The 12,027-nt window shown below is 70.1% G+C and carries 11 protein-coding genes and 1 other RNA gene; 2 read left to right on the top strand and 10 right to left on the bottom strand.

Annotated elements, in window-relative coordinates; genetic code table 11:
* Positions 1-93 precede the first annotated feature (93 nt).
* The 4 genes from L3Q67_RS12930 to L3Q67_RS12915 all read right to left on the bottom strand — a co-directional run bounded on the left by L3Q67_RS12930 (position 94) and on the right by L3Q67_RS12915 (position 3,490).
* Positions 94-1,758 carry an ABC transporter substrate-binding protein gene (locus L3Q67_RS12930; protein ID WP_499189730.1) on the bottom strand — a complete coding sequence of 555 codons (1,665 nt, stop codon included), beginning with the start codon at positions 1,756-1,758 and terminating at the stop codon, positions 94-96.
* A gap of 158 nt (positions 1,759-1,916) precedes the next feature.
* Positions 1,917-2,504: a uridine kinase family protein gene (locus tag L3Q67_RS12925; protein ID WP_499189729.1), complete on the bottom strand. Its 588-nt coding sequence runs from the start codon at positions 2,502-2,504 to the stop codon at positions 1,917-1,919.
* Positions 2,505-2,515: 11 nt separating this feature from the next.
* Positions 2,516-3,112 carry a recombination mediator RecR gene (gene recR / locus L3Q67_RS12920; protein WP_499189728.1) on the bottom strand — a complete coding sequence of 199 codons (597 nt, stop codon included), beginning with the start codon at positions 3,110-3,112 and terminating at the stop codon, positions 2,516-2,518.
* A 9-nt stretch (positions 3,113-3,121) separates the two neighbouring features.
* The gene (locus tag L3Q67_RS12915) at positions 3,122-3,490 is read right to left on the bottom strand and encodes a YbaB/EbfC family nucleoid-associated protein (protein ID WP_209663077.1); all 369 of its coding nucleotides are present in this window, start codon (positions 3,488-3,490) and stop codon (positions 3,122-3,124) included.
* Between the two features lie 217 nt (positions 3,491-3,707).
* On the opposite strand from L3Q67_RS12915, the gene L3Q67_RS12910 reads away from it, so the two are divergent.
* On the top strand, positions 3,708-4,382 hold the full coding sequence (locus L3Q67_RS12910) for an N-acetylmuramoyl-L-alanine amidase (RefSeq protein WP_499189727.1): 675 nt from the start codon (positions 3,708-3,710) through the stop codon (positions 4,380-4,382).
* An 18-nt stretch (positions 4,383-4,400) separates the two neighbouring features.
* On the opposite strand, the gene L3Q67_RS12905 is transcribed toward L3Q67_RS12910, so the two are convergent.
* Positions 4,401-4,778 (bottom strand): winged helix-turn-helix transcriptional regulator, encoded by a 378-nt coding sequence (locus tag L3Q67_RS12905; RefSeq protein ID WP_282770680.1) that lies wholly within the window; start codon positions 4,776-4,778, stop codon positions 4,401-4,403.
* Between the two features lie 49 nt (positions 4,779-4,827).
* Here L3Q67_RS12905 and L3Q67_RS12900 point away from each other — a divergent pair, with 49 nt between their 5' ends.
* Entirely contained in the window at positions 4,828-5,256 is a 429-nt protein-coding gene (locus tag L3Q67_RS12900) for a PPOX class F420-dependent oxidoreductase (protein WP_499189726.1), read from the top strand.
* 610 nt (positions 5,257-5,866) lie between these two features.
* On the opposite strand, the gene L3Q67_RS12895 is transcribed toward L3Q67_RS12900, so the two are convergent.
* The 5 genes from L3Q67_RS12895 to L3Q67_RS12875 all read right to left on the bottom strand — a co-directional run bounded on the left by L3Q67_RS12895 (position 5,867) and on the right by L3Q67_RS12875 (position 11,809).
* A complete protein-coding gene (locus tag L3Q67_RS12895) occupies positions 5,867-7,897 on the bottom strand; it encodes a DNA polymerase III subunit gamma and tau (RefSeq protein WP_499189725.1) in 2,031 nt (676 codons plus the stop codon).
* A gap of 61 nt (positions 7,898-7,958) precedes the next feature.
* Positions 7,959-8,057: signal recognition particle sRNA small type (gene ffs, locus L3Q67_RS12890), an RNA gene on the bottom strand.
* A gap of 9 nt (positions 8,058-8,066) precedes the next feature.
* A complete protein-coding gene (locus L3Q67_RS12885) occupies positions 8,067-9,605 on the bottom strand; it encodes an alkaline phosphatase D family protein (RefSeq protein WP_499189724.1) in 1,539 nt (512 codons plus the stop codon).
* Between the two features lie 73 nt (positions 9,606-9,678).
* Positions 9,679-11,127 carry a sensor histidine kinase gene (locus L3Q67_RS12880; RefSeq protein ID WP_499189723.1) on the bottom strand — a complete coding sequence of 483 codons (1,449 nt, stop codon included), beginning with the start codon at positions 11,125-11,127 and terminating at the stop codon, positions 9,679-9,681.
* On the bottom strand, positions 11,105-11,809 hold the full coding sequence (locus L3Q67_RS12875; RefSeq protein WP_499189722.1) for a response regulator transcription factor: 705 nt from the start codon (positions 11,807-11,809) through the stop codon (positions 11,105-11,107). Before L3Q67_RS12875 ends, L3Q67_RS12880 begins: the two co-directional genes overlap by 23 nt.
* Positions 11,810-12,027: the final 218 nt, after the last annotated feature.

The following is a 12,027-nucleotide window of genomic DNA, read 5'->3' as shown; positions in this document are numbered from 1 at the left end:
GGTCTCTCTTGATAGCCCAGGTGGTGGCGGGCCAAGGGGCGGGACGCAGAATACGCGTCCCGCCCCTGGTCGGCTAGGTGTAGCAGGCTCGGGCTATCCGAGGCTCACCGTGTTGAAGCGCTCGTCGGTGAGCGGGCTGGGCACCATGCCCTGCACCTTCGGCCCGACGACCAGCGCCGGGGTCGGGTACGCGATCGGGACCGCGGGCAGGAACTCCATGATCTGCTTGTTCACGCCCTGGTAGGCCTGGGCGTGCGGACCGTCGCCCTGGGTGCCGTCGGCGGTCGCCAGCGCCTGGAACAGCTGGTCGTTCTTGAACCCGAACTCCGGCTTCTCGCGGCCGAAGAAGGTCCCGACGAAGTTGCCGGCGTCGTTGTAGTCACCGGTCCAGCCGAGCAGGTGCAGGTCGTGCTTGCCGTGCTTCTGCACGTCGTCCTTGTACCCGCCGTTCCACGGCTTGGCGATCGGCTCGATGTTGATGCCGATGGCCTTGAGGTCCTCGGAGATCGAGGTGAAGGTGTCGGCCGGGTTCGGCATGTACGGCCGGGTGACCTCGGTCGGGTAGTAGAACTTCAGCGTCAGGCCCTCGGCACCGGCTTCCTTGAGCAGCTGCTTGGCCTTCTCCGGGTCGTACGCGTACTTCGGCACGTCCTCGGTGTAACCGGCGATCGCCTTGGGCACGAACTCGGTCGCGACCTCGGAACCCTCGGCCAGCTTGCTCTTCACGAACTGCTCGCGGTTGATGCCGTGGGCCAGCGCCTGGCGCACCTTCACGTCAGCCAGCTTCGGGTTGCCCGACTGGTTGATGCCCAGGTAGAGCAAGTTGAACGAGGGGCGGATCAGCACGTTCTGACCCTCGTTGCGCAGCAGCTGGTAGTCCGCGGGCGCCGGGTAGTCGAAGCCCTGGATCTCACCGGCCTTCAGCGCCTGCTTGCGCCCGTTCTCGTCCTTGATCACCTTGAAGATGAGCTTGTCGAGCTTGGCCTTTTCCCAGTGGGCGTCGTTGCGGACCAGGGTGATCTCGCCCTTGCCCTGGTCGTAGCCCTCGAACTTGAACGGACCGGTGCCGGTCGGGTGCAAGTTCGCGTAGTCGCTGTAGGAGAAGGAGTCGCCGGTCTGGGTGACCTGGTCGGCGTTGTACTTCTTCAGCGCGTCCGGGCTGGAGATCGACAGCGACGGCAGGGTGAACGCGGCCGGGAAGGCACCCTTCGACTTGTTCAGGTTGAGAACGGCGGTCGAGTCGTCCTTGGCTTCGCAGTTCTTGTAGACCGGGTCGCCGGCGGCGTCGCCCTCGTTGGCCGCGAAGCCCTCGAACACGTCGCCGTAGTAGATCATCTGGCTCTGGGCGGCTTTGCCCTTCATGTTGAACCAGCGGTCGAAGTTGAAGCAGACGGCCGCGGCGTTGAACGGGGTGCCGTCGTGGAAGGTCACGCCCTTGCGCAGGTTGAACGTCCAGGTCTTGCCCTCGTTGCTGGACTCCCACTTCTCCGCGAGCGAACCGACGACCTCGGCGGTACCCGGCTTGTTCTGCAGCAGCGTGTCGTACATCTGCCGGGTGATGCGGAAGGTCTCACCCTCGTCGTTGAAGACGGGATCGAACATCTTCGGGTTGCCGGCGGCTCCGAAGATGAACGTGCCTGCGTTGTCGGCCCCGGCGTCACGCTGGGATTCGGCACAGGCGGTCACAGAGAGCGCGAGCGCACCGGATAGCCCGATCAGGGCGATTCGACGCGTTCGAGCGCCTCGCGATTGGAGCATGTTGGCACCCCTTGGACATGTTCAGATCGGACCGCCCGGTTATCGGACAGCCGGGCGGCGCATTGGTTGGTGGCCGACACTAGTCGGTTATCGGGCGCTCACTTAAGCACTCGAGGTTACGATCGCGCTACGTGAGTGACTCCGTCGGCGCATTGCGCTCACGAATAATGACTGTGCGTGGCGAATTTCGGTGCCACTGGTACGAACGGACGCACCGCGTTGGACTCGATGCGCACCGTCGCGGCGGCCGCGGTGCGGTCGGCGAGGAACCAGCCGAGCTCGAAGTCCTGCCATTCGCGCAGGTGCTTTCGCTCCCTTTCCCCGTCGCGGGAAACGGCGCGTTCCAGCCGGGTGGCCTGGTCCAGACCATCGAGCCAGGCCAAGCACGTTAGGTGAGCACGCACCGAGGCGCGGCCCGCGGAAACGCCCTCGAGCACCAGGACCTCGGGTACACGCACAGTGATCAACTCACCCGGGACGGGGATGCCGGAGGTCCAGTCCATCCGGCGATAGGCACCGCCGCGGCCGCGCGCGAGCGGCCGGAGCACGCCGTCGCGCAACCGGGGCCACCAGGACACCGGATCGTCCCAGGTGGCGAATTCGTCGGTGCCGATGCCGAGCGCGTCGACCCCGCGCTCGGTGAATCCGGCGAGCAGGTTGCCCGCCAGCGTGGTCTTGCCCGCGCCGGACGGCCCGTCGACGGCGACCAGCCGGACGCCGCCGAGCGCGGGCCGTCCCGCGAGCACCCGCTCGACGATCACAGGGCGCGGCGGCCCGACAGCGCGCGCCCCAGTGTCAGTTCGTCGGCGAACTCCAGGTCGCCGCCCATCGGCAGGCCCGAGGCCAGCCGGGTGACCGACAGCCCGGGGAAGTCGCGCAGCATGCGGACCAGGTAGGTCGCGGTGGCCTCGCCCTCGGTGTTCGGATCGGTGGCGATGATGACCTCCGTGACCTCCTCCCCGCCGATGCGGGCCAGCAGTTCACGGATGCGCAACTGGTCCGGGCCGATGCCGGACAACGGGTCGAGCGAGCCGCCGAGCACGTGGTAGCGGCCCTTGAACTCGCGGGTGCGCTCCACCGCGAGCACGTCCTTCGGCTCCTCGACCACGCAGATCAGCGAAAGGTCGCGGCGGACGTCCCGGCAGATGCGGCAGGTCGTCTGCTCGGAGACGTTGCCGCAGATCTCGCAGAACTGCACGCCCTCCTTGACCTTGCCCAGGACCTCCTGCAGCCTGCCGATGTCCACCGGGTCGGCGCCGAGCAGGTGGAAGGCGATGCGCTGGGCGCTCTTCGGCCCGACCCCGGGCAGCCGCCCGAGCTCGTCGATGAGGTCCTGGACCACCCCTTCGTACAAGGTGACGCCTTACTGACCGGGAAGCCCGGGCAGGCCGAGACCACCCAGGTCCGGCATGCCGCCGCCACCGAGACCGCCGGCGAGCGGGCCGAGCTTCTCCTCGGTGAGCTTCTGCGCGTTGGCCGTGGCGTCGCGGACGGCGGCGACCACCAGGTCGGCCAGGGTCTCGGTGTCCTCGGGGTCGACCACCTTGGGGTCGATGGTCAGGCTCTTCAGCTCGAGTCCGCCGCTGACCACCGCGGTCACCAGTCCACCGCCCGCGGTGCCGGTGACCTCGGCCTTCGCCAGTTCGTCCTGCGCGCTGACCAGCTGCTCCTGCATCTTCTGCGCCTGCTGCAGGATCTGCTGCATGTCGAAGCCGCCGCCGGGTTGCACCATTCGTCCGTCCGATCGCTAGCTCGGGTGAGTACGCCTACCTCCAGCCTAGCCGGGGCCACCGGTGTGACACGGTGTCGGTGTGATTCGACAGGCGCTGGCCGTGACGGCGATGGTGCTGGTGGCCGGCTGCTCTGCGGAAACACCAGCTCCAACGGCGGCCCCGCCGCCCCTGGTTACCTCGCCACCGATGGCTCCGCCGTCGTCCGCAGCACCGCCGGTGACCAGCACTCCGCCCCCGGTCGAAGCGCCGGTGGTCGTGCTCGACCCAGGGCACAACGGCGGCAACGCGGCCAACCCGGCGGCGATCAACCGCAAGGTGCCCGCCGGGCGCGGCCGGACCAAGCCCTGCAACACCACCGGCACCACCACGAACGACGGTTACGCCGAGCACGCGTTCACCTTCGACGTGGCACAACGGACCGGAAAACTGTTGGCGGACAAGGGAATCCGCGTGGTGTTCACCCGGGACGACGACACCTCGGTCGGGCCGTGCGTGGACAAGCGCGCGGAGATCGGCAACTCGGCGCAGGCCGCGGCGGTGGTCTCCATCCACGCCGACGGCAACAACTCCCCCGGCGCGAACGGCTTCCACATCGCCTATTCGGCGCCGCCGTTGAACGACGCGCAGGGCGAGCCGGCCGCGAAACTGACCCGGTCGCTGCGGGATTCCCTGCGGGAGAACGGATTTCGCTATTCCGACTACCTCGGTGAAAACGGGCTTTCGGCGCGCGAGGACCTGGCCGGGCTGAACCTGTCCGAACGCCCGGCGGCCCTCGTCGAATGCGGGAACATGCGCAACGCCACCGAAGCCGCGCGGATGTCCACCGCGGACGGTCGGCAGCAGTACGCGGCGGGCATCGCCGGTGGCATCCTGAGTTACCTGGGCGCCTGAGTCATCCGGGTGCCTGAGTCATCTGGGCGCTTGGGCGTCGAAGCGCTCCTGCGCGTCGACCACCGCTTCACCGCAGCTCTCCGCCCACTTGGTGAGCACGGCGATCGGCTCCACCAGCGTGCTGCCGAGGTCGGTGAGCCGGTACTCCACGCGCGGGGGCACCTCGGCGAAGACCTCCCGCTCGACCAGCCCGTGCCGTTCGAGGCGGCGCAGGGTCTGGGTGAGCATCTTCTTCGAAATGCCGCCGATGAGCCCGATCAGGTCGCCGTGCCGCCGCGGGCCGCGGCTGAGGGCGAAGACGACCACCACCGCCCACTTGTCGGCGATGATCTCCACGGCCAGCCTGGCCGGGCAGTCGGCGAGGAAAACATCGGCTCCACCAGCGAAGTCACCCACGGTTCCCAGGATACCGGCCGGTGCCCGTCGGCTTCCTAACCTCGGTCGCATGAAGCTTCCCGAAAGCACGCACCGGCTGTTCGAGTCCACGCACCACGCCACCGTGGTCACCATCAACCCCGACGGCACGCCGCAGACGTCCCTGGTCTGGGCCGAACGCGACGGCGACGAGATCCTGATCGGCATGGAGGGCGGCCGCCCGAAGGGCCGCAACCTGCGGCGCGATCCGCGCGTCACCCTGCTCATCGAAGACCACGAGCCCGACGAGGTGCGGGGGCTCCGCCAGTACCTCCTGCTGCACGGCACCGCCACGATCACCGGCCCCGGCATCCCGGACGAGTTCGACGCCCTGATGGACGCACAGGCGCGGCGCTACCTCGGGCTGCCGCAGTACCCCTTCGAAAACCGGAGCTCCACCACCGCCGTGATCGCCCGGATCACCCCCACCCGAATCACCGGCAACGGCCCCTGGGCCTGAATGCCATGAATGGGGCATTACCAGCGTTCAATGCAAGTAATGCCCCACTCACAACACTCGCCCCAACCCGACCCGAGACCCCAGAACGCGGCACCAGCCACCCAAGTGGGAACTCGGCTACCCAAGTGCAGCAGCTTCCGAACGCGGAACTCGGCTACCTGAACGCGGGACTCGGCTGCAGGAACGCCGAACTCGGCCGCCCAAGTGTGGGACTCGGATGCAGGAACGCGGGACTCGGCTGCCTGAACGTGAGGTTCGGCTGCCCGAACGCGGAACTCGGCTGCAGGAACGCCGAACTCGGCCGCCCAAGTGTGGGACTCGGATGCAGGAACGCGGGACTCGGGTGCCTGAGCGTGGAACTCGGCGTCCTGAGTGTGGAGTTCGGGTGCCTGAGTGTGGGGTTCGGCGTACGGCGCTTTCCGCACTCCCGCAGCCGAGTTCCACACTCGGGCAGCCGAACCCCACACTCAGGCGCGCGAGTTCCACACTCCTGCAGGCGAGTTCCACGTTCAGGCAGCCGAAGCCCACGTTCGGGCAGGCGAGTTCCACGCTCCCGTAGCTGAGTCCCACATTGAGGCGGCGGAGGTCTGCGTCGTCGCGTTGGGTTGGGTTAGTCGAGGGGGCGGGCGCCCAGGTGTTCGGAGAGCAGGCGGTGTGCTTTTTCTTCTACCTCGTCCGCCTGCGGGACCGGGGGCGGCGGTGGCGGCGGGACCGAGCCGTTGGGGGGCGGCGGGGTGGTCGCCGCTTCCAGATACTCGTCTTCGTCCTCGGGCTCCGGCGGGAGGGGGATGTCGGGCTCGGAGGTGGCGACCTTCGGCTTCGGCGGCTCCGGCGGCGGCTGTTGCGGCTGCGGCTGCGGCGCCGGCTTGCCCTCGGAGGGGCGCCGGAACCGTTGCTGCGGCCGCTCCTCGGCCACCTGCTGCGCGCTGTGCTGCTGCTGGGGCGCCTGCCGCTGCTGCTGCGGGGCCGCCGCCTGGGGTTTGGCGTTGCCGTGCACGCAGGTGACCCGCCACTCGCCGCCGAGCACCTCGCGCAGGGCGCCGGCGATCTTGTCGGAGTTGTGCGGCTCGGCGAGTCGGCGCGCGAGGGGTTCGGCGGTGTGCGTGAGCACCACGGACGACCCGTCGACGCTCTGCACCCCGGCCTGCGTCAGCATCGCCTCGGTGCTCCGGCCACCAGGGATCTTGCGGATGGCCGCCAGCAACTCCGGCCACACCCGGCGCACGGCCGCCGCGTCCAGCCCCCCGGAAGCCGGTTCCGGCTCAGGTGCGGGCTCCGGCGCAGGCGGAACCACGGCCGGGGCAGGCGGCGCGGAGACGGCGGCGCGCGTGGCACCGGCGGCAGGCGCGACAACCGGAGCGACAGCCGGAGCCGGAGCCGGAGCGGGCTCGGCGGCGTCGCCGGGACGTCGCGAAGGCCTCTGAAAACGCTCGGATGCACTCGAAGGAGCCGCAGCCCCATCAGCAGCAGGAGCCGGAGCAACCGTGGCCCGCCGCTCCAGCCGTTCCAGCCGCTGCAGCAACGCCGCCTCACCATCAGCGGCCGAAGGCAACAGCATGCGAGCGCACAAAAGCTCCAGCAACAACCGCGGAGCCGTGGCGCCCCGCATTTCCAGCAGGCCGTTGTGCACGATCTCCGCATACCGCGACAGCGTCGCGAGCCCGGCCCGTTCGGCCTGGGCGACCATGCGGTTCAGCTCGTCCTCCGGCGCGGAGACCAGGCCGCGGGTGGCCGCGTCCGGCACCGAGCGCAGGATCACCAGGTCGCGCAGGCGGTCCAGCAGGTCCGTGGCGAAGCGGCGCGGGTCGTGACCGGCTTCGGTCAGGCGCTCGACCGTGCCGAACACGGCCGTCGAGTCGTCCGCGGCCAGGCCCTCGACCATGTCGTCGATCAACGCGACGTCGGTGACCCCGAGCAGCGACACCGCGCGGTCGTAGGTCACGCCCTCCGGCCCGGCGCCGGCGAGCAGCTGGTCCAGCACGGACTGCGTGTCCCGCGCGGACCCCCCACCGGCGCGGATGACCAGCGGGAAGACCGCGGGCTCCACCGGCACGCCTTCGGCCGCGACGTTGCGCTCCAGCAGGTCCCGCATGGAACTCGGCGGGATGAGCCGGAACGGGTAGTGGTGCGTCCGCGAGCGGATGGTGGTCAGCACCTTGTCCGGCTCGGTGGTGGCGAAGATGAAGATCAGGTGCTCTGGCGGCTCTTCGACGATCTTCAGCAGGGCGTTGAAGCCCTGCGTGGTGACCATGTGCGCCTCGTCGATGATGAACACGCGGTACCGCGACTCGGCAGGCGCGTAGAAGGCGCGGTCACGCAGTTCGCGGGCGTCCTCGACACCACCGTGGCTGGCGGCGTCGAGCTCGGTGACGTCGATGCTGCCGCTGCCCTCGGGCGCGAGCGCGCGACACGAGCTGCACTCGCCGCACGGATCGGGCGTGGGCCCCTGCTCGCAGTTCAGCGACCGGGCCATGATGCGCGCGCTGGAGGTCTTGCCGCAGCCGCGTGGCCCGGAAAACAGGTAGGCGTGGTTGATTCGCCCGGCCGCGAGCGCGGTGCGCAGGGGCTCGGTGACGTGCTCCTGACCCACCACCTCGGCGAAGGTCGCCGGGCGGTACTTGCGGTACAGCGCTAATGCCACGGCGGCAGCCTACCGGCAGGCACCGACACCACGGACGGGCCCGAGGGGCAACGGCCCCCGGAGACGAAAGGGGACCCCCGCACCCGTCAGAGCCTGCTTATCCTTGCTGCCTTCCGGCCCTGGGGAGGTTCACAGGATGGACGCCGCGGGGGTCCGTCGACCAGTGTACCTACCGATCGCGCCGGTACTGAGCCGGGGAGGTCCGAGTGCCGCGGTCCTCGTGCGAACCGGCCTTGCCGCGGTCGACGTGGAACGTGGTCAGGGTGCTGACCGGCGAGTTCGGGTCGCGCCGGTCGCCGATCACCCGCATGTGCGTGCTCCACCGCCGCGGCGTGACCTCGTGGACGTCGTAGCCGTACCGGTTGCCCTCGAAGTACTTCAGGTGCGGGTTCGCCGCGCCCATCACCGGCCCGTTCGCCGCGTTCCACTCCGGCGAGTAGGCGCCCGAGGAGATCGAGTGCGCGGTGAACTCGGTGCCGATCACCGGCGCGTCCGGGTTGTCGAAGTCGGGCCGGATGTCGTCGACGAAGGCGGAGTGCCAGTCGCCGGTGATCACCACGAGGTCCGGCATCCCGGTGTCGTGCACATGGGTGAGCACCTCGCGGCGTTCGGCGAGGAAGCCGTCCCACTGGTCGGTGAAGTAGTAGCCGCCGCCGGGCTTGGCGAGCTGGCTCAGCATGATCGAGTTCACCCAGCAGTGCCACGCGTCGCCGGCGTGGCTGATCCGGTCCTTGAGCCACGCCTTCTGCGCGCCGCCGAGGATGGTGCCGTCGGGCAGGTTCTGCGCCGACCGGTACTGCCGCAGGTCCAGGATCGACAGGTCGAGCAGGTCGCCCCACGACCGCTGCCGGTAGACCTGCGGCGTCGTCGGGTGGTCCGGGCGGACCGGCATGTGCTCGAACCACGACTGGTACCCGGCGTCGCGCCGCGCGCGCAGACCCGGCGTGGTGCCGCTGTAGTCGTTGACGACCTCATGATCATCCCAGGTGATGAACCAGGGGTGGGCGGCGTGCGCGGCCCGCAGCGACGGGTCGCTCTTGTACAGCGCGTGGCGCCTCCGGTAGGCGGGCAGCGTGGTCACCGCGGGACCTTCGTGGTCGCGCACGTGGTCACCGCCGACCTGCCCGTGCTCGTAGATGTAGTCGCCGAGGTGCACCACGAAGTCGAGGTCCTCCTTGGCGATCCCGCGGTGGGCGGCGTAGAAGCCGTCGTGGAAGGCCTGGCAGTTCGCCGCGGCGAAGCGGACGCGCCGGACGTGACCATCGGGCGCGGTGCGGGTCCGGCCGGTGCGGCTGGTCTTGCCCAGCGCGCGGAACCGGTAGTAGTACCGCCTCGCGGGCTCGAGCCCGGTGACCGCGATGTGCACGCTGTGCCCGAGCGCCGCGGTGGCGGGCGCGGTCCCGTGGGCGACCCGGCGGCGGAAGGCGGAGTCGGTCGCGACCACCCATTCGACCTCGACGGTGTCCGGCAGCGGTTGTTCCTCGGCGAGCGGTTGCGGTGCGAGCCTGGTCCAGAGCACCACGCTCTCCGGCAGCGGGTCACCCGACGCGACACCCACCGTGAACGGCGCCTCGTCCCAGCTGGCGCCGAGCGCGAAGGCGGCCTCCTCGGCCTGCGCGAGCGTGAGCCCGCCGCTCAGTGGCCAGGCCACGCCCAGTGCGCCCGCGGCGGCGGCCCCGCGCAGCAGATCCCGACGGTTCAGCGGCATTTCGGCTCCTCAGTTCGGCTCCCGACACCGAACCCGGCCTACCTGACGCGCACCCCACCCACAAGTGAATGCTTCATGGAGACGGGAGTACAACGGAGAATTCCGTGCGGCCGGGCTTGCTCCGCACCCACACCTTCCCGTGGTGCGCGGCCACCACGGCGGCCACGATGGCCAGCCCGAGCCCGGTGCCGCCCGCCGCGCGCGAGCGTGAGGTGTCCCCGCGGGCGAACCGCTCGAACACCTCCGGCAGCACTTCCGGCGGGATGCCCGGCCCGTCGTCGGCCACCACGAGCCGCACCTGACCGTCCGCTGTGGACAGTGCGGTGCGGACGGTGGTGCCGGGCGGGGTGTGCGCGCGGGCGTTGCCCAGCAGGTTCAGCACCACCTGCTGCAACTGCCCGGCCTCGCCGACCACGCTGATCGGCTCGGGCGGCAGGTCCAGCAGCCAGCGGTGGTCCGGACCGGCCGCGTGCGCGTCGGCCACGGCGTCGGCGACCAGGCCGGACAGCTCGACCGGGGCGTGCACCACGGGCCGTCCCTCGTCCAGGCGCGCGAGCAGCAGCAGTTCCTCGACGAGGTCGGTCATCCGGGTCGACTCCGATTCCACGCGGCCCATCGCGTAGACGAAGTCCGGGGGCAGATCGGCGGTGCTGCGCCGGGTCAGCTCGGCGTACCCGCGGATCGAGGCGAGCGGGGTCCGCAGTTCGTGGCTGGCGTCGGCGACGAACCGCCGCACGCGGCTTTCGCTGCGCTGACGGGCGGCCAGCGCGGCGGAGACGTGGTCGAGCATCCGGTTCAGCGCGGCGCCGACCTTGCCCACCTCGGTACGGGTGTCGGTGTCCACTTCGGACACCCGCATCGGCAGCGCCGGCTCGCCGCGGTCCAGCGGCAGCTCGCTGACCTGCGCGGCGGTGGTCGCGACCCGGTCCAGCGGGCGCAGCGTGCGGCGCACGGTCAGCGCGGCGATGCCGCCCGCGAGCACCAGCCCGCAGAGCGCCACCCCGCCGAAGATCCAGCCGAGCCGCCACAGCGTGTCGTTCACCTCGGTCAGCGACAGCGCCCGGAAGACGATCTCGCCCTCGAGTCCCGATGTCGCCTGCAGCCGGTATTCGCCGAGGTCGCCGATGGTCACGGTGACCGGCCTGCGCGGGGTCGTCAGCCCGACGAAGGTCTCGGCTTCGTTCTGGCCGAGGTCGGTGTATTCCCCGTTGACCAGGATCTTCGCGTCCCGCACCTGCCCGCGGTACACCAGGCCGACCACGGTGCCGTCCGGCTGCCCGAGCGGCATCAGCTCGAAACGCGCCCGCCGCCCCGGCGGCAGCGCGTCACCGGGTGGCGGCGGGCGGTTGTCCAGTGCGGTCAGCTGGCTGTCCACCCGTTCCAGGAGGAAGTCCCGCAGCGCGAACTCGGTGACCACGCCGATCGCCAGGCAGACCAGGGAAAGCAGGGCCAGCACCTGGGCGATCAGCCGCCGTCGCAGCGACCACGGCCGCCGCAGCTCAGCTCGCAGGCTTGAGGACATAGCCCGCACCCCGCATGGTGTGGATCATCGGCGGGCGGTCCGCGTCGATCTTCTTGCGCAGGTAGGAGATGTACAGCTCGACGATGTTGGCCTGCCCGCCGAAGTCGTAGCTCCACACCCGGTCGAGGATCTGCGCCTTGCTCAGCACGCGTTTCGGGTTGCGCATCAGGTAGCGCAGCAGCTCGAACTCGGTGGCGGTCAGCGTGATCGGCGTGCCGTCGCGGTGGACCTCGCGGGTGTCCTCGTCCATGGTCAGGTCGCCGACGGTGAGCAGCGAGTCCGTCGCCGAGGTGACCACCCGCGCGCGACGCAGCAGCGCCCGCAGCCGCAGGGTGACCTCCTCGAGGCTGAACGGCTTGGTCACGTAGTCGTCGCCGCCCGCGGTGAGCCCGGCGATCCGGTCCTCGACGGCGTCCTTCGCGGTCAGGAACAACACCGGCAGGTGCTCGAACTCCGACCGCAGCCGCCGGATCACCTCCAGCCCGCTGAAGTCGGGCAGCATCACGTCGAGCACCACCGCGTCGGGGCGGAACTCGCGGGCCACGCGCACCGCCGACGTGCCGTCGCCCGCCGTGCGGATCTCCCAGCCCTCCATGCGCAAAGCCATGGACAACAGCTCCGCCAGCGGCGGCTCGTCGTCGACGACGAGCACGCGCACCGCGCGGCCAGGCATACCGGTCATGGATAGCAGTGTCAGCCACCCTCGTAGGCGCCGCCTGTGGAACACCTGTGCGCCCCCTGTGAACGCCCGCCCACGGCTCCAGCCCAATGCTATGAATGGGGCATTACTAGCATTGAACGCAAGTAATGCCCCACTCATAGCGTTCCGACTCGGCGGGCTTGAGGCCCCTGAACGTGGAACTCGGCTGCCTGAGTGTGGGGTTCGGCTGCCTGAGTGTG

This window comes from Saccharothrix sp. AJ9571, from assembly GCF_021725495.1.
Classification (GTDB): Bacteria; Actinomycetota; Actinomycetes; order Mycobacteriales; family Pseudonocardiaceae; genus Amycolatopsis; species Amycolatopsis magusensis.
The sequence above is the reverse complement of the archived record's forward strand: the minus strand, read 5'-3'. Positions and strand labels throughout refer to the sequence as shown.